We start from the raw sequence: 18,110 nt of genomic DNA, 5'->3' as shown, positions 1-18,110 counted from the left end.
CAGAATGCGATCTCATGTGGGAGCGAGGCTTGCCCGCGGTACGGCACCTCGGTACATCAGACGACCCATCATCAACGCTCCCGCATCGCCTCTGTCCGCGCCTTCAATACCGGCTTCAACAGGTAATCCATAACGCTTTTCTCACCGGTAATAATGTCCACCGTGGCAATCATGCCGGGGATGATCAGCAACGGTTTCTCGTCGCTGCCCAAGTGGTTGCGATCGGTCCGGACCTGGATCAGGTAGAAACTGTTGCCCTTGTCATCGGTCGTGGTGTCCGCCCCGATCAACTCGAGTCTGGCCGGCAGCCCGCCATAAATCGTGTAGTCATAGGCGCTGAACTTGACCATGGCTTTCTGGCCCGGGTGCAAAAAGGCAACGTCCTGCGGTCGTACTTTTGCTTCAATCAACAGGTTGTCTTCCAGGGGCACAATCTCGACCAGATCACTGCCTGGCTGGACCACGCCGCCGATGGTATTGACCTTGAGCATCTTGACCACGCCTCGTACCGGCGAAACTACAGTCGTGCGGCTGACCCGGTCATCGATAGCAATACGGGTGGCGGTGATTTTCGCCAACTCCGAACGCCGCTCGTTGAGCTCTTTCGACGCCTCTGAGCGGAAGGTCATCTCCGATTCCTGCACCTTGCTCTTGATCTCGTTGATCGCTGCTTCAGCCCGGGGAATGGCCAGTGTCGCGGCTTCCAGCGAACCGCGGATGTCCACCGCGCTCCTTTTCAACCGCAGGATTTCTACCGGCGACACTGCTCCTGAAGCCACCAGCGGCGAAGACATGTTCAGCTCTTGCTGCACCAGGCCGAGGCTGCTGCGATATTGCTCCTGCTTGGCGCGAAACTCAGCCAGCTCCTGGGTTTTCTGTCGCAGTTGCTCATTCAACGTACGCTGTTCGCTGCTCAGGCGACGCTGCCGTGATTGGTACAGCGACAGTTCATCCCGTGCGGTTTGCGAAGCCTTGGCGACGATCTCGTCCGAGAGTTTGAAAGGCCAGCCCTGAGACTCCGCTGACAATCGCTCCACCTGAGCACTCAAGGTATAGCGGTCTACTTCGCTTTCACCCTTGTTGGAGAGAAAACGCGTGTCATCCAGACGCAACAGGGTGTCGCCCTTGTTCACCAGTTGCCCTTCGCGGACAAAAATTTCGGTGACGATACCGCCTTCCAGATTCTGGATAACCTGCACTTTGCTTGAAGGAATGGCTTTGCCTTCGCCTGTGGTGACTTCCTGCAGAACGGCGAATTTGGCCCACACCACTGCGGTCAGCATGAGGCCTGCAACTACCCAGACGGTGATGCGCGATTTGCGCGGCGAGTCCTGCGCCATGGCACCGGCCAGATACGGCATGAATTCGATGTCTTCGCGCAGACGAGGATTGAAGTAGCGGGGAGAGAAGGCGCGCATAAGTGATGCTCCTTAAACTGTGCCCGAGCCGACCTGGCCCCGGCGCAGTGCTTCGATTACAGCGTCTTTGGGGCCATCCGCGACGAGCTTGCCGTTGTCCATGACCAGCAAGCGATCCACCAGGGTCAGCATCGACATGCGATGGGTGACCAACAACAGGGTTTTGCCAGGTAGCAAGTCGTACAGATGCTGGCGTAGTTGGTCTTCGCCGCTGTTGTCCATGTGGCTGGTGGGTTCATCCAGTACCAGCAGCGGTGGGTCGAGCAGCAGCGCCCGTGCCAGTAAAACCGTCTGCCGCTGCCCACCGGAGAGCAGTTGCCCACGCTCGCCCACCGGCCGGTCAAAACCCTGCGGATGACGCAAGGCCAGCTCGTCTACCCCGGTAAGACGAGCCACTTCGAGCATGCGTGAATCACTGATATAGCGCGCGCCGAGCGTCAGGTTGTCGCGCAGGCTGCCGGACAGCAGCGGCAGGTCATGGGCGACATAGCCGATCTGCTGGCGAACATCGGCGACGTCCAGTTGCCGCAGGTCGAGGTTGTCCAGCAACACCTGGCCTTCATCCGGCGTGTAAAAACCCATCAGCATTCGCGCCAGGGTGCTTTTGCCAGAGCCGCTGCGGCCGATGATGCCGATGCGCTCGCCGGGACGAACGTTGAAGCTGACCGCCGATAACGCTTCAGCGCCCTTGTCTGCGTAGCGAAAGCTCACTTTTTCCATACACAAACCGCCCAGCAGTGTGCTGTTCTGCAGCGGCTTTTGCCCTGCGTGGGTTTCCTGAGGCAAGGTCATCAAGGCGTCGGTACTGGTCATGGTCAGTCGCGCTTGTTGATAGCGAGTGATTAAACCGGCGATTTGCCCCAGCGGCGCCAGCACCCGGCTGCCGAGCATGTAGGTGGCGACCAGCGCGCCGACGCTTAGGCTGCCCGCAATGATGCTGTAGACCCCGGCCACAATCGTCGCCATGCCCGCGAACTGCTGAACGAACAACGTGCCGTTGCTGGCGAGCGCCGCGAGGTTGCGGGCGTGGCCGTCGAGGCGGGTGAGGGTGCCATGGGTGCTTTCCCACTGGTGTTGGCGCTGGCTTTGCGCACCGCAGGCCTTGAGGGTTTCCAGACCACCGAGGGTTTCAATCAGCAGGCCCTGACGTTCAGCGCCTAATGTGAGGCTTTTTTGGACGGTATCGCGCAAGCGGATCTGGATCAGCCAGGCGAAGATTATCGTCAGCGGGAAGGCGATCACCGGGATCAGCACCAGCCAGCCACCCAGCAAGCCGATGACCACCAGCATCAATGCGGCGAAGGGCAGATCAATGAGGCTGGTCAGGGTGACGGCGGTGAGAAAATCGCGCAGGCCTTGAAAGTCATGAATGCTTTGAGCGAAGCCGCCAATAGTCGCGGGGCGCGCTTTCATGGTCATGCCGACGATGCGCTCGAACAGCGTGGCGGAAAGAATCAGATCGGTTTTACGTCCAGCCTGATCCAGCAAATGTGCACGAATCAGGCGCAGACCGAGTTCGAACAACGTACCGATCAGCAGCCCGATGGCCAGCACCCATAGGGTTGAAGTGGCCTGGTTGGGCACGACCCGGTCGTAGGTCTGCATGACGAATAGCGGCACCATCAAACCGAGTACGTTGATCAACAGGCTGGCCAGAATCGCGTCGCTGTACAGCCCGCGCGACAGTTTAAGGGTGTCGCGAAACCATGCCTTGACCCTTGGCACCAGTTGTCCGCGCAGGTCTTCGAGTTCATGGCGCGGGCGGGCGAACAGTGCCTGGCCGCTGTAGCTTTTGCTCAGCTCCTCGCGCGTCACCCATTGCTCGCCGCCCTCGCTTTCACAAGGCAGGATCATTGCCCGGCCGTCTTCGCCCCAGCGTCGGAGTACGGCACAGCGCCGGCCTTCAAGCAGCAGTAAAACCGGCAAGTTCAACGTATCAATGGCATCAAGTTCGCGACGTAGCCAGCGCGCCTGCAATCCGGCCCGTGCCGCAGCCCGAGGCAGCAAATCGACGCTCAAGCGCTGTTCGGCCAGGGGCAGTCCGGCGCTCAGGCTGGCTCGGCTGGCCGCACAGTCATGCAGTCGGCAGAGGATCAGCAGACCGTCGAGCAGCGGGTCATCAAAGCTTGAGCGGGCATCAAGTGAAAAGGGCAGTTCCATGCTGGTCAAAGGCGTACTCCCGAGGCAGGCGCGTTATTTCAGTTCTGGCAGGCGAGCGTCGCTTTTGACTTCCGTCAGCGCGATGGCCTCGGTGGGCACTACCACCCGCTGCTTGCGAAGCAATTCACCTTCGGTGGCGAGCACGCGGTACATGGCGAACTCTTCGGTGTAACGCACTTCGGTGTAGCGACGGCTGGCGTTGTACAGCTCGTTTTCGCTGTCCAGCAGGTCCAGAAGCGTGCGTTGGCCCAGGCCGAACTGATCCTGATAGGCCGAGCGGACGCGGGTGGTGGTTTCGGCGTATTCCCTGGCTGCGGGCGTCTGCAGACGAGCGTTGGCCATGGCGTTCCAGGCCAGCGACAGGTTCTCGTTAAGCATGCGCAGGGCGTTGTTGCGGATGTCCAGAGCTTGTCCGGTCTTGTAGGAGTCAGAGCGCAGGCGAGCCTTGTCGCGGTTGCCGTTGAACAGGTTGTAATTCATCACCACGGCCGCCCGCCATTCGTTGTCGTGGCCTTCCTCGCCCTGCAAATTGTTGTTGGCGCCTACCGCCACTTCGGCATCGAAGCGTGGGTAGAACGGCGACTTGGCGATTTCGTATTGTTTTTGGGCGGCGTTTACATCGGCCTGAGCTGACTTGAGATAGGGGTTGTTGATCAACATGCTCTGTTGCGCGGCACTGAGGCTCAACGGCACTTCGCCCTTGATGGACGGCGGTGTTTCCAGCTCGTCCGGCAAGCGGCCGACAGCGCTGAAGAAGTTGGCTTCGGCGTCGGCCAGATCCACTTGGGCGGTGTAGAAATTGTTCTCCGCCAAGGCCCGACGAGCCGCCGATTGGTCGCGATCAGCGGTGCTGCCCACGCCGCGCTCACTGCGCAGGCCTATCTGGTCGTTGATGCGCAGGTGCGCTTGCAGGTTGTTCTTGGCGAGAGTCAGCAACTCGCGGCGTTTCAACACGTCGAGATAAACCTCGATAGCCCGTAACGCGAGGCTTTCCGAAGTGCCCCGCACGTAATACGCCCGGGAGTCCACCACCGCCCTGGTGCGGCCGACTTCGTTAGGGGTGTTGAAACCATCGAACAGCAACTGGCGCAGGCGCAGTTCCGACTGGGTGTAATTCAGGTCGCGATTGTCATGGCCGTAAATCGCCCGGGTGGTCGGGTTGTCGGTGCGTTGCCGGCCGTAGCTGGCGACCAAATCAACTGCGGGTAGATAACCCCCTTTGGCAACGTTCACATCCTCATCGGCAGACAACCGGTTGTTCTTGCTGGCCTGGATTTCCGGATGGTTATCAATGGTGTTCTGAATGGCGTCGGTCAACGTCATGGCTTGCGCCTGGGCACAGGCCACCGCCAACACCACAGCACCGTAGAGCGGGGTCAAATCGCGCATGAATACTTCTCCCTAAGTAATAGTGTTCTTGATTGCCAAAAAAATGACTTTCCGTGCGTTTAAAACCGTATCAGGTTTGTAACATCACAGCTAAGAACAACTTAGGGGCCACTCAAGACGTTTTTCTCATAACGCTTATGCCAAAAAAAACTTATGAAAATTTCACGGGGAGGGCGATTGTTTATTGGTCATGACGCTATAAAACAAAGGCTTGTGATCACTGTTTTTTGTTTATCAGGTTTTTGGCAGAAGTTTGACTTTGCCTTTGTCGATGATTTCAAAGGTAAAAAAACGGTACAGATGGTGTGTCGGTTTTTTGTCGTTTTGATAAATGTCGGTCGTTTAACGAATCATAGAGCGCGCGAATGGCGTGGTTTTGTAGCGTGAGCAGACCGGATTGTTGCGAATACTGGAGGGAATATGGTCGGGTTTATCGGGACGGTGCGACAGGTGGTGGGTGAAGTGTTTGCAGTGGCGGGAGACGGTACGCGCAGGCTGCTGATCGAGGGCGATCGCCTGTTCGCCGGTGAACAGTTGCAAACCGGATCTGGCGGTGCGGTGGCGGTCAATCTGGACGCCGGAGGCGAACTGACGCTTGGGCGTGGCAGCAGCCTGCAACTGACGCCACAGTTGCTCAATCATCAGGCAGGTCATGTCACGACTGGCGACGAGTTGACCCCGTCTCTTACTCCATCCTCCTCCACACCGGCCGTCTTGCCCGAGCAAGTCATCAGCGCTGATGCCCCAACGCAAACGCCTGAAGCGGCCGCCACAGAACCGGCCCCGGATGGATCGTCCCTGGGCGGCGGGCATTCGGCGATGCTGTTGACTGAAGTCGGCGGGGAAGTAACCCCCGAAATTGGGTTTCCGACCCAGGGCTTGAGCAGCGCTCCCGAGTTTCCCGAGGGGCGTATTGAAGGTCTTCCCGATTCGTCGGATGCCTCCGGCTCCGTTTTCGTACCTCCGGTTGTCGTGGATCCACCTACAGAACCCGAGCCGCCGATTGATCCGGAACCGCCGGTCGAACCTCCCGTCGATCATGGCGTTGAATTGTCCGGGGGGCAGTTGACCCTGGCTGAAGGCGACCTGTCCTGCGGCCCGGTTACTCAGTCCGGGGTGTTCACGGTCAACGCGGTCGATGGGTTGCAAAGCCTGGTGGTAGGAGGGCTGGCCGTCATCAGCGGCGGTGTCGTCGCGGGATTTCCGCTGAGCACACAGACCCCGCTGGGCAATACATTCAGCGTCACCGCCTATGATCCAGCCACGGGCGAGGTGAGTTATAGCTATACGTTGCAAGGTGCGATAGAGCATCCCGCAGGCGAGGGCGCCAATACCCTGGGTGAGTCCTTTACCGTGGTGGCCCGGGACACGGATGGTGATCAGGCTGACAGCACTCTGGACATCAGCATCGTCGACGACGTGCCTGAAGCTCATTGTATTGAAGTGACATTGAGCGCCGATCCGGATTGCCCGGGCGCGCCATTGCCCGGTGCCAGCGGAAGCCTGTTACAGGGCGGGACTTTTGGTGCGGACGGAGGCTTCATTCACTCCATCAGTCTTAACGGCACCACTTACAGCTATGACCCTGAAACCGGATTTAGTACTGGCTCGTGCGAGGGAACAGGGGTGTTCGACCCTGCGACTTACAGTCTGACGGTGACCAGTGAAGGTGGCGGGACCCTGGTGGTGAACATGCTGAATGGGGACTTCAGCTATACACCTTCAACGAACCCCGCTTGCGAACCGCTGACCGAGAATATCCATTATGTGATCAGCGACAACGATGGCGACCTGGCGGGCTCTGATCTGCAGATTCACGTCCCGGCTATCCTGCCTCCCGAGGGGCCGACTGCAGTGGTGGACAACGTCATCACCAACATCCTCGCACCTTGCATTGAAGTGCCTGGTGTCTTGCTGGTGACCAATGACGTGCCCGGTAGCGGCGGCCCGTTGACTGCCAGCCCGACGGTTTTTCATACGGGCTGGCAGGTCAAGGGCGAGGGTTTCTCCAACGACTGCCAGAAGACCATCGACTTCTCCGGTAAGCGGGACAACTCCGCCAATCAACTGAAGAACCTTGAGCGCAGCGACTTTGCGAACACCGGCGCAATGACTGCATTGGTGGTGATCACCGGTTACCTCGGCGCGTTCGGTGGCCCGGGGGCCAATGCCCAGGACCTCTACAGCGTTAACCTGATGGCTGGCGAGAGCGTGGCAGTTGATCTGAAAAGTCTGGGTGATCAGGTGGGGGGCTTCTGGCAACTGGATGGCGGAGAGTTCCAGCCGCTGGACGCCGGCGGGACATTTACTGCAACCGAGAACGGCGTATACCGCCTGCTGGTGGTTAATCAGCCTGATGCCGGTCAGCCCGGCCCGGCGGTGCACTACACCCTGGATCTGGCCATCGACTATAGCGCGGCCGATACGACCCCCAATCACGAAGGTGCTTACACCGTGAGCGACGGCCACGGCGGCAGCGATTCGGCGGCAGTGAACATCAGCTATCAGGAAGGCTGCACCTTGCTTGGTACCACGGGTGACGACGTACTGCTCGGCGGCGCTCAGGACGACAGCCTGCACGGCGGGGATGGTGACGATGTACTCAGTGGTGGTGCAGGCAATAACGACCTGTATGGCGATAACGGTAATGACGTTCTGTTCAGCGGCTCAGGCAATGACGTGCTGGATGGCGGCGCGGGCAATAATACCGCCAGTTACGCATTGGCCGACTCCGGCGTTACGGTCAGCACTGCGCAGCTTGGGCCACAGCACACTGGCGGGGCGGGTACTGATACGTTGATCAACATCCAGAACCTGACCGGATCGGATTACGATGATCACCTTACCGGTGACTACGAGGCTAATGTCATCAATGGCGGGCTTGGCAACGATGTGTTGGTGGGTGGTCTGGGCAACGACACCCTGACCGGCGGGGCAGGTCATGACACGTTCAAATGGCTGGCGGGTGACAGCGGGCACGATCTGGTAACTGACTTCAGTCTCGGTGCTGACACGCTGGACTTGTCGAAGCTGCTGCAGGGTTTTGGCGTCGGTACGGATTCGCTGGATGACTTTCTGCATTTCAAAGTCACGGGCAGTGGCGCGGACCTGGTGTCGAGTATCGAGATCGGCTCGGGTGGCTCTTCACAGACGATTGATCTGGCGGGCGTCAATCTGGCGCAGCACTACGGTGTCGGGGTGGGCGCCGGGGGGATTGTTGCTGGGGCTGATGCGGGGTCGATCATCAGCGGGATGCTGGGGGATCATTCGTTGAGGGCGGATGTGGTTTGATGTGTTTGCTTTGAGTTGTGTCTAGCCTTATCGCGGCATACACATCCGTTACCGCGTTAACGGCTTCTATTGGTTGCGCCCTTACGGCGCCTCACTTTTGAAAGGAGCCCAAAAGTAAGCAAAAGGCTCTTGCCCGGTATGACTCACCCACATGGGTTACAAATCAGTTCACGCACATAGGTAACAGTTTTTAACTGGCAGGGTCGATTTCGCGAGGATCTGACCATGCCCTGGAAAGAGCTGAAACCTATGGACCTTAAAGTGATGTTTATCGCCGACTACCTGTCCCAGAAGCACAGCCTTAGCCAACTGTGCCGGGACTATGAGGTCAGCCGAAAGACTGGGTATAAGTGGATCAGGCGTTACGAGGCAGAGGGTCCGAGCGGGCTTGATGAACATAGCCGCTGCCGCCACAACCAAACCTACGTGGTGCCCTTGGTGGTGAAGCAGGCAATCGTTGAGTTTCGCTTAATTGGCGAGACGATCCCCGGCCCGAAGAAGATTCAGAACAGCCTCATGCAGCGTTTCCCAGACCAGGATCCGCCCTCTAAAACGACCATTTACAACATTCTCAAAGCAGCTGATTTGATTACCCCCAAGCCATTGCGCCGACGGGTGGCTGTGTATCCCAAGCCTTTACGTAAGGCAGAAAATCCCAACCAGTTATTCAGTGCTGACTACAAGGGCCAATACCTGACCGGAGCAGGGATTTGGTGTTATCCGCTGACGATCATGGATCATGCCAGCCGGTTTTTGCTGGCTTGCCAGAGCATGAGCAGCACCAATCTCAAGGAAACACAGCAAACCTTCGAAAGGGTTTTTCGCGAATACGGCCTGCCAGAGCGTATTCGTACTGACAATGGGATTCCGTTTGCCAGCACCAGTCGTGCAGGGCTGTCACAGCTGTCGATCTGGTGGATGAGACTTGGGATCATTCCTGAGCGAATCGAGCCCGGTCGCCCAGACCAGAATGGGCGGCATGAGCGTATGCACCGGACGCTGAAAAGTACGTTACCTCATCCATCGGCAATTGCCTGGGAGGCCCAGCAGCGCCACTTTGATCGCTTCCTGCAGCACTACAATTACGAGCGTGGACACGAGGCGCTTGGTCAGAAAACGCCTGCTGCTTGCTATACGCCTTCAACTCGAATGTACCCAGAAACGCTACCGGAAATGACCTATGCGAGTCATATTGAGAGTTACCTGGCCGACAGTAGCGGAATCATCAATCGAGGAGGCATGCGGGTTTATGTGGGCAATTTACTTTGTCATCAGACCATCGGAATGGAGATGATCGGTGATGGGGTATGGAATGTAATCTTCGGTCCGGTGATCTTGGGCCATGTGAATGCGAGAGATGCAAAAAACGGTTATGTCTCAATCAAAGTGTCACCTATGTGAATGCACTTTTTTGTAACCCATGTGGTTGATCCGTACATGCCCCACCACTCGGCACCTCGCTGTCGCTCGGTGTACCCGCCCGCAGATCCTGAACCGTGGGCCGCCGCAATGGGCCATCCATGGCCCAGGTGCGGCTAAACCGGCATCCTTGCCGGTTTGCCCACGCTTCAGAATCTGCGGGCGGCCAGCGTGGTTTAACGGGGCGCCTAAGATCAAAATCAAAAACCAGGCGGCCTGACAGCCGACCTGATGTATGAACTTACCGATCCTTTGTAGGAACTGCCTAAGACTGCGAAGCGCTGTGTCAGGAATACCGCAATCGGCGCCGTCGTAACCTCCGACAACTCCTACAAGTCCTAGGCGCTACTGCTTTTTCGCTGTGCTTTTGATCTGCTTCTGATCTTGATCTTAAGCGCCCCGTTAAACCACGACGGCCGGAATTCGACATTATTGTGTGGGGTAAACCGGCAGGGATGCCGGTTTAGCTGCCTCAGGCCATGGATGGCCGGTGGCGGCGGCCCCACACAATAATGTCGGATTCCGGGCATGCCGAGCCTAGGCGAGGCACCAAGTGGTGGGGTATGTACGGATCAACCACATGGGTTACAAAAAAGTGAGGCGCCGTAAGGGCGCAACCAATATCAGCCATTACCGCAAAAGTGGATATGTGCGCGATATGAATGTTGTGTGGATACCTACGTCGCGAGAAGAGCGACGCAACACTCAAGCCTTACGCAACGTCTTCTGCCGCAAGATATAAACCGTGACCAACACCGCACAGGTCACCATAAACACCCGTGCCCAAATGAAAGACACGAGATAACAGGAAAACCCGATGCTGATCCACATCGTGACAATCGCATAGACCTTGCCCTTGAGCGGGATGCCATTGCCTTCCAGGTAGCCACGAATCCACGGCCCCAGTCGTTTGTGATGGACCAGCCAGTTATAAAAGCGCGGAGAGCTGCGAGCGAAGCAGGCAGCGGCGAGCAATAGAAAAGGTGTGGTGGGCATGATCGGCAGGAAAATCCCGATCACACCCAACACCACGCTTAACCAGCCAACGCCAAGAAAGGCATAACGCACGACCCGATGACGACTCGTGCGTGGTGCGGCCTGCGCCATAGGCGCAGACTCAGTGGTGGCGAGGCTTGAGGATTGCCGGTTTTTCATCCGGTGCCTGGCACAGCAGGTAAAGCGCTGTCAGGGCTTCCGGGATCTGCACGATCATGTCGTCCATCAGATTGGCGTCTGCGGCGATATCGGAGAACTCAGGCTGCTCATCGAACAGACCGGAACCGACCATGATCGGCAACAGCATCTCGCTGACTTCTTCTTCGGCGGTTTCGAACCAGGCGCTTTCACGCAGAAACACACCTTCCATGAAGCCGATGCACCAGCCGCGCAGATCGGAATCGTCCGGCTCGTCGCCCAGATCCAGATCGCATGGCAGTTCGAATTCTTCGTCCGAAGCCAGTTGACGAGCAATATGCGCCTGCAGCTGGATCAGCGTGCCTTCAATCTCTTCACGCTGGGCATCATCGGCGTAGTGCGGTGGCTCGGAGAACAACGCGTCGATCCATTCACGCTCAGGCACGGTTTCTGCGCAGATCGAAAGAGCGGTCAGGTAGCCATGAGCGGCCACGTAGTCCAGTGCCTCGTCATGCAGCTCATCTGCATCGAGGAAGACTTGCAGGCGGTTTAGTTGCTCAGCGAAGGACATTGACGGACTACCTTGGAAATAAACGATGCTGAATTCTAGGCCCTGAGCGCCTCGGGCGCCAGCGCGGAGGTAGACGCATTGCGCTGTAGCTTAATTTCGACCGCTTATATCCATGCCACCCTTTGCCTGTGACACGTCGGGTATACTGCCGCGCTTTGCAGTGCAGCAGGACATTCTGGGGTTTTTATGCTCGAACAGGCGCAACGCGTACTTAAAGACATCTTCGGCTATGACAGCTTCCGTGGTCGCCAGGGTGCCATTATTGAACGCGTGGCCAGCGGTGGTGATGCGCTGGTATTGATGCCCACTGGTGGTGGTAAATCGCTGTGCTTCCAGGTGCCCGGCCTGTTGCGTGATGGCCTTGCGGTGGTTGTTTCGCCGTTGATCGCCTTGATGGATGATCAGGTGGCAACCCTTGAAGAGCTGGGCGTCTCGGCGGCGGCGCTGAACTCGACCCTGAACGCAGATCAGCAGCGCGAACTGGCCAACCGGATTCGTCTGGGCGAGATCAAGATGCTGTATCTGGCACCGGAACGTCTGGTCCAGCCGCGCATGCTGGCGTTCTTGCAGAATCTGCAGATTGCCCTGTTCGCCATCGATGAAGCCCATTGTGTGTCGCAGTGGGGCCATGACTTCCGCCCTGAATACCTGCAACTGGGACAATTGGCCGAGCTGTTCCCCGATGTGCCACGTATTGCCCTGACCGCGACCGCCGACAAGCGTACCCGGGAAGAAATCGTTACCCGACTGCACCTGCAGAACGCCGAGCGCTTCTTGTCGAGCTTCGATCGGCCCAATATTTTTTATCGCATCGTGCCCAAAGAGGCGCAGCGCAAGCAGTTGCTGGCTTTCCTGTCCGAGCGCCGCAGTGATGCCGGTATCGTTTACTGCCTGTCGCGCAAGAAAGTCGACGAAGTAGCCGCCTTCCTCTGTGAAAACGGTTACCCGGCGCTGCCGTACCATGCAGGGCTGCCTTCCGAAACCCGTGCCTCCAATCAGAAGCGCTTCCTTAACGAGGAAGGCCTGATCATGGTTGCGACCATTGCGTTCGGTATGGGTATCGACAAACCCAACGTGCGATTTGTCGCGCACATGGATTTGCCCAAGTCGCTTGAGGCGTATTACCAGGAAACCGGTCGCGCAGGGCGTGATGGTCTGCCCGCTGATGCGTGGATGACCTACGGTCTGCAAGACGTGGTGATGCTCAAGCAGATGTTGCAGAACTCCGAGGGCGACGAACGGCATAAGCGTCTGGAACATCACAAACTGGACGCCATGCTGGCGCTGTGCGAAGAAACCCGTTGCCGCCGCCAGACGCTGCTGGCGTATTTCGATGAAGACATGCCTCAGCCGTGCGGCCATTGCGACAACTGCGTTGACGGCGTGCAGACCTGGGATGCCACGGAGCCTGCACGTCAGGCGTTATCGGCGATCTATCGCACCGGTCAGCGTTATGGCGTCGGTCATCTGGTCGATGTCTTGCTGGGCAAATCCAACGACAAGGTGCAGAGCTTCGGTCATCAACATCTTTCAGTGTTTGGCGTCGGCAAGGCGCGGGCCGAGGGCGAGTGGCGCTCGTTGTTCCGCCAGCTGGTCGCCCGGGGGCTGGCCGATATTGATCTGGAAGGCTATGGCGGGCTGCGCCTGAGCGACACCTGCCGCCCCTTGTTGCGGGGCGAAGTGACCCTGGAATTGCGTCGGGATCTGAAGCCGCAGACCGCCGCGAAAAGCAGCTCTGGCAGCCCGGCCAGTCAGTTGGTGCGCGGCGAAGAGCGCGAGCAGTGGGAGGCGTTGCGTGCCCTGCGGCGCAAGCTGGCTGAGGAGCACGGCGTGCCACCTTATGTGATTTTCCCGGACTCGACCTTGCTGGAAATGCTGCGTAGCAAACCGGAAACCATGTCTGACATGGCTCAGGTCAGTGGCGTCGGTGCGCGCAAACTGGAGCGTTACGGCGAAGCTTTCCTTGAAGTGCTGGGCGGTGCCGCCGAGGCGCCGAAAGTGGTGGCCGACGTACGTCACGAGCTTATCAGTCTGGCCCGTGCCGGCATGACTCCCGCGCAGATTGCGGGTCAGTTGCAGTGCACCGAGAAAAACGTCTACACCATGCTGGCTGAGGCTATTGGCAAGCAGCAGCTTTCGCTGGAGCAGGCGCTGGACTTGCCGGAAGACCTGCTTGGCGAAATCCAGGATGCCTTCCTCGACGGCGAGGGCGAGTTACCTCCTGTGGCGGCCATTGCCGAACAGTTCACAGGGCGAGTGCCCGAGGGTGTTCTGTATTGCGTGCGTGCAGCGTTGCAGGCCGAATTCGAGGTTTGATGTTCTGCCGGGGTGCAGCCGCGCGCCCCTCGGATTCAAGAAAATCCTGCAGGACCGGCTTTAATCTAGAGCCGGTCTGGCCATGCGCCGCATGGTGTTATCACGAATTCAGTCTTCCCGGCTGAATCCGGTCCACCGGGTTTGGACGATCCTGGTCCAATTGATCCAGTTACAAGCCCCCACTTGCCTCATCCCTTGGGCCATGCTTAGCTGACTAATAATTAGGATCGATCACGAGTTTTTCTATGCCAATGACAGATGAACACCGCTTCGGCATGCAACTGGCCCACATGTCCCGCGGCTGGCGTGCTGAACTGGATCGGCGACTGGCTGATCTGGGTCTATCCCAGGCACGCTGGCTGGTGTTGCTGCATCTTGCTCGTTTTCAGGAGCCACCTACCCAGCGTGAATTGGCGCAGAGCGTGGGCGTAGAAGGCCCAACCCTTGCGCGGTTGCTTGACAGCCTTGAATCGCAGGGTCTGGTTCAGCGTCACTCAGTAGCTGAAGATCGCCGGGCGAAGAAAATCGTTTTGTGCGACACCGCCTTGCCCTTGATCCAGAAGATTGAAGCCATTGCGACTGCGTTGCGCGTCGAGCTGTTTGCCGGTATCGACGAGGAGGATCTGCGGATTTGCATGCGCGTTCACACGCATATTCTGGGCAACCTCGAAAGATCCTGAAGCGGACACGCTGCTTCTCGCTCATACTTGCAGCCAGACATTGAAGTCCACGCCATGTATTGAATATGCAAAGAAGCCTGTTCTGGTTTCTATAAGGGTTCGTATGCGCAATAGCTCTCAGGCGGCTACGCCATCAGGTTTCGCCAAGACCGCCTTATGTCGCGGTTTGATGGTCGCGGTTCTATCCTCCGGATCAATGTTGTATTCAACGTTGGCGTCTGCATTGGGCATGGGTGAAATAACACTGCACTCCGCCCTCAATCAGCCACTGAGTGCTGAAATCGAGCTGGTAGAGACGGCAGGGCTCAGTGCTGAGGACATCGTCGTAAGGCTGGCCACACCAGAAGAGTTTGCCCGGGCCGGTATCGACCGGGTGTTCTTTTTCAATGATTTGCGTTTCACGCCGATCATTCGCGGCAGTCGCGGTGTGATTCGCGTGGTGTCGAGCAAACCGGTCACTGAGCCTTATCTGCAATTTCTTGTGCAAGTACTGCGGCCTGGCGGCGACATGTTGCATGAATACACGTTGCTGCTGGACCCGGCGACTTCTGCTGAGGGGCGCGCAGCGGTGGCGGGGCGTCCCCGAGCATCTGCGGCCCAGGACGCCGGGCAATCCAGAATGCCGGTTGCGCCACCGGTGGCACTGGAAGGTAAACGCTACACGGTAGTGGGCGGCGATACCCTCAACTCCATCGCTCGACGCATGCAGGGTTCCGGTGCCAGTGCCTCGGCGGGTCGCCTTGCCGACGGGATCAAGGCACTCAATCCACAGGCATTTCCCAATGGCGACAGCACAGCGCTGAAAGTCGGGCAGAGCTTATTGCTGCCTGACGCAGCGGTGTTGCCCAATAGCCCTTCGGCTCCGGCCTCGACAGCAGCAACGCCGCTGCCGACCGCGCAAGCCCAGCGTGGCGCTGAACAACTGGCCGTATCCGCCATCGAAAATCAGCTGTTAACCAAGACCGTCGAGGATCTGCGCCTTCAGTTGCAGGGCCTGCAGGCATCGATTGACGGCAAGGACAAGCAGATCGTCGGTCTGCAAACCGAACTGGCAGAAAGTCAGGCTGCCGCTGCGCAACCCGCGCCAATATCGCCTGCTCCGGTAGCTCCAGCTCCCGTCGTCAGTGCGGAGCCCCAGAGCAATTCGTTGCTGACTCCGCCGTTGCTGGCGGGCGCGCTGGCGATTCTGCTTCTACTGTTGGGGCTGGTCTGGTCGGTGCGTCGTAATCGTCGCAAGCAATCAAAACCGCAGCCTGTCAGCGCCGATCCAGCCCTGATCAAACCGGCCCGTGCGCCGGTCGCTCCGGTTTACGAAGCGCCGGTTTCGGACACCAAGGCGGCCGCACCTGTTGTCGCTGCGCCAGCCGCTCCTCGTCCAGCCCCGGTTCGTCCTGCCGCTGCTGCTTCTGATCCGCTGGATGGCGTCAGTATTTACATCGCGTACGGGCGGTTTGCCGAGGCGATGGGGATTTTGCGTGACGCGCTGGTCAAGCAACCTGAGCGGGAAGATATCCGTGTACGCCTTCTCGAATTACTGGCAGAGCAGGGTGATTCGGCAGGGTTTGCCAAGGAAGAGCAGCGTGCGCTGCAACATGGCGTAGACGCTGAGCAGATTCAACTGATCCGTTCACGTTATCCGCAGCTCAAGCCTGCCGAGCAAGCTTCCAGCGTGCCACCGACGGCCGTCGCGGCCGTGCCCGTAGCGGCTGCCGTCGTTGCGGCAGAGGTTGCAAAGGAAGAGCCTGCACAGCTTGATGAAAGTTCAGCCGCAGCGCTGAACCCCGAGCCTGCTCTCGATGATTTCCAGTTGAACCTGGATGACCTGTCGATGGATGCCGACTGGGATTTGGTGGATCCGTTTGACAAACCGATGGCTACACGCCCCGAAGCGCCAATCGCGCGGTCACCGCTTGATGATCCAGAGTTTGCTTCAAATCTCACCGAGCTGCCCGGCGTCGAGGAAATTCCGGATGAGCGCTTCCTCAGCGACTTTCCTGAGGAAGACGGTGTGGTCGAGTCTAATAATGACGCCCTCGACGATACCTTCCTTGATGGCTTCATGGATGAGTCTGGCGAGTTCGACCTGCTTGATCTTGAGGAGGTCCCGTTAAGCAAAGTCAATCAAGCCCAGGTGTTGATCGACGACGGGGACATTGAAGGCGCCCGCGAGCTGTTGCTGCAGGTGATCGAGGAGTCTGACGAAGAGCATCAGCAGACCGCACGCGATTTGTTAGCTGGCCTGTAGCGCGCTCCGTCTTCGCGACCGTCGTAACCTCCGATGGCTCCTACAGGTCTGTTGTGAGCCGTTACGACGGCGCCGATCGCTGCTCGGTGAGCACCTGCAGGAAATCATCTTCCGTTTGTCCCAGAGAGCCTTTTCATGTCTACCGTAAAACCGGAAATCATCATCACCTACTGCACGCAATGCCAATGGCTGTTGCGCGCTGCATGGCTGGCTCAGGAGTTACTCAGTACGTTTTCCGATGATCTGGGCAAAGTGTCGCTGCAACCCGGCACCGGTGGTGTATTTATCATCACGTGCGACGGTGTGCAGTTATGGGAGCGCAAAGCCGATGGTGGATTCCCCGAGGCCAAGGTTCTCAAGCAGCGGGTTCGTGACCAGATCGATCCTCAGCGTGATCTGGGCCATAACGACAAGACCACACCGGCTCAGTGAGTCGTGGCTGCTTGAGGTTTTGTTCTGCCACTCATCAAGCCTGAAATCACAATGGCGACGATGATCAGCGCACCGCCCAACAGCATGCTCAACGTGGGAATTTCAGCAAAAAGCAGCCAGGCGAAGGTGATGCCGTAAACCGGCTCCATCGCGAACACCACTGCCGCAGTCCGCGCCTTGATGACTGCCAGACTGGCCACGAACAGGCTGTGAGCCAGGCCGGTGCAGAACACGCCCAACAGGCCAATCCACAGCCAGTCCAGTGCCGAAATTCGGCTCAGCTCAGGAGCGGCCCAGGGAAGCAGGCACATCGCGACGATCAGGTTCTGATACAGCGCGGCCTGCACCGGCGGGACATTTTTCGAGCTGACGCGATTGACCAGCGACAGCAATGAAAAGGTCAGCCCGGAAAAAACTGCCCACAACAGACCGCTGGTGGCCTCGCTGGCCAGATTGAATTCGGGCGTCACCAGCACCAGTCCGACACTGACGAGCACCACCAGAATGATTTCATTGCTGCGGATGCGCTCACGAAACAGCAGCCCTTCGAGTATCACGGTGAAAGCCGGGAAGCTGGCGAAGCCCAAGGTGGCGACGGCGACTCCGGCCACTTTTACCGCAATGAAAAAACTCACCCAATGCGCAGCCAGCAGCACGCCCGCGAGTATCAGTCGTGCCCAGTCGGCGCGCTGCAAGGTTTTCCATGCGGTGTCACTGGCAAAGCGGGCAAAGAACGCCAAGGCGATAACGGCGAAGATTCCGCGACCGAATACGATGACTGAAGGTGAGGCGCTGGCCAGTTTGCCAAAGACGCCAGTGAGGCCGAACATCAATGCGCCGATATGCAAAGCGCCCAGGGCGGAGCGTGGAGTCATGGAGTTCCTTACTGGGCAGCTCTTATCAAACATGAAATGGCTATTTGACCTGTAGGAGCGCACGAGCACCGCGAGGCCGCGATGGGCAGCGTATTAGGCAGAACGCTATCGCGGCCTCGCGGTGCTCGTGCGCTCCTACAGGTCCATCGTTTGTCGCCAGACAGCGTGTGTCAGGGGCGC

At 58.4% G+C, this 18,110-nt stretch carries 13 protein-coding genes; 7 read left to right on the top strand and 6 right to left on the bottom strand.

Features of this window, described 5'->3' with window-relative positions; translation table 11 throughout:
• Positions 1 to 71 precede the first annotated feature (71 nt).
• The 3 genes from ABRP31_RS19340 to ABRP31_RS19330 are packed head-to-tail and all read right to left on the bottom strand — an operon-like array spanning position 72 to position 4,967.
• A complete protein-coding gene (locus ABRP31_RS19340; RefSeq protein WP_087265458.1) occupies positions 72 to 1,418 on the bottom strand; it encodes an HlyD family type I secretion periplasmic adaptor subunit in 1,347 nt (448 codons plus the stop codon).
• Between the two features lie 12 nt (positions 1,419 to 1,430).
• Complete coding sequence (locus ABRP31_RS19335; RefSeq protein ID WP_372489452.1) at positions 1,431 to 3,578, bottom strand: type I secretion system permease/ATPase; 2,148 nt, start codon at positions 3,576 to 3,578, stop codon at positions 1,431 to 1,433.
• Positions 3,579 to 3,611: 33 nt separating this feature from the next.
• Positions 3,612 to 4,967: a TolC family outer membrane protein gene (locus ABRP31_RS19330; RefSeq protein WP_087265460.1), complete on the bottom strand. Its 1,356-nt coding sequence runs from the start codon at positions 4,965 to 4,967 to the stop codon at positions 3,612 to 3,614.
• 153 nt (positions 4,968 to 5,120) lie between these two features.
• On the opposite strand from ABRP31_RS19330, the gene ABRP31_RS19325 reads away from it, so the two are divergent.
• From ABRP31_RS19325 to ABRP31_RS19315, 3 genes are all read left to right on the top strand, one after another.
• Positions 5,121 to 5,354 (top strand): hypothetical protein, encoded by a 234-nt coding sequence (locus ABRP31_RS19325; RefSeq protein ID WP_349972086.1) that lies wholly within the window; start codon positions 5,121 to 5,123, stop codon positions 5,352 to 5,354.
• Positions 5,355 to 5,387: 33 nt separating this feature from the next.
• Entirely contained in the window at positions 5,388 to 8,258 is a 2,871-nt protein-coding gene (locus ABRP31_RS19320; RefSeq protein WP_349972087.1) for a retention module-containing protein, read from the top strand.
• A 225-nt stretch (positions 8,259 to 8,483) separates the two neighbouring features.
• Positions 8,484 to 9,659 carry an IS481 family transposase gene (locus ABRP31_RS19315; protein WP_349973837.1) on the top strand — a complete coding sequence of 392 codons (1,176 nt, stop codon included), beginning with the start codon at positions 8,484 to 8,486 and terminating at the stop codon, positions 9,657 to 9,659.
• A 723-nt stretch (positions 9,660 to 10,382) separates the two neighbouring features.
• On the opposite strand, the gene ABRP31_RS19310 is transcribed toward ABRP31_RS19315, so the two are convergent.
• Together ABRP31_RS19310 and ABRP31_RS19305 are read right to left on the bottom strand one after the other, a co-directional pair.
• Complete coding sequence (locus tag ABRP31_RS19310) at positions 10,383 to 10,784, bottom strand: YbaN family protein (RefSeq protein ID WP_349972919.1); 402 nt, start codon at positions 10,782 to 10,784, stop codon at positions 10,383 to 10,385.
• 10 nt (positions 10,785 to 10,794) lie between these two features.
• Positions 10,795 to 11,382, bottom strand: coding sequence for a YecA family protein (locus ABRP31_RS19305; RefSeq protein ID WP_087265463.1), 588 nt, complete (start codon positions 11,380 to 11,382; stop codon positions 10,795 to 10,797).
• Positions 11,383 to 11,568: 186 nt separating this feature from the next.
• Between ABRP31_RS19305 and recQ the strand changes: the two genes are divergently transcribed.
• From recQ to ABRP31_RS19285, 4 genes are all read left to right on the top strand, one after another.
• Positions 11,569 to 13,698, top strand: a complete 2,130-nt coding sequence (recQ, locus tag ABRP31_RS19300; protein ID WP_087265464.1) for a DNA helicase RecQ — start codon at positions 11,569 to 11,571, stop codon at positions 13,696 to 13,698.
• Between the two features lie 245 nt (positions 13,699 to 13,943).
• Positions 13,944 to 14,378 carry a MarR family transcriptional regulator gene (locus ABRP31_RS19295; protein WP_349972921.1) on the top strand — a complete coding sequence of 145 codons (435 nt, stop codon included), beginning with the start codon at positions 13,944 to 13,946 and terminating at the stop codon, positions 14,376 to 14,378.
• Positions 14,379 to 14,481: 103 nt separating this feature from the next.
• Complete coding sequence (locus tag ABRP31_RS19290; RefSeq protein ID WP_372488922.1) at positions 14,482 to 16,623, top strand: FimV/HubP family polar landmark protein; 2,142 nt, start codon at positions 14,482 to 14,484, stop codon at positions 16,621 to 16,623.
• 135 nt (positions 16,624 to 16,758) lie between these two features.
• On the top strand, positions 16,759 to 17,055 hold the full coding sequence (locus ABRP31_RS19285) for a SelT/SelW/SelH family protein (protein ID WP_087265466.1): 297 nt from the start codon (positions 16,759 to 16,761) through the stop codon (positions 17,053 to 17,055).
• Here ABRP31_RS19285 and ABRP31_RS19280 read toward each other — a convergent pair.
• Positions 17,049 to 17,930, bottom strand: coding sequence for a DMT family transporter (locus tag ABRP31_RS19280; RefSeq protein WP_349972923.1), 882 nt, complete (start codon positions 17,928 to 17,930; stop codon positions 17,049 to 17,051). The two genes, ABRP31_RS19285 and ABRP31_RS19280, sit on opposite strands and share 7 nt — an antisense overlap.
• Positions 17,931 to 18,110 lie beyond the last annotated feature (180 nt).

The sequence above is a fragment of the Pseudomonas caspiana genome, assembly GCF_040224095.2.
Lineage (GTDB): Bacteria > Pseudomonadota > Gammaproteobacteria > Pseudomonadales > Pseudomonadaceae > Aquipseudomonas > Aquipseudomonas caspiana.
This window is presented reverse-complemented; position numbering and strand designations above follow the sequence as displayed.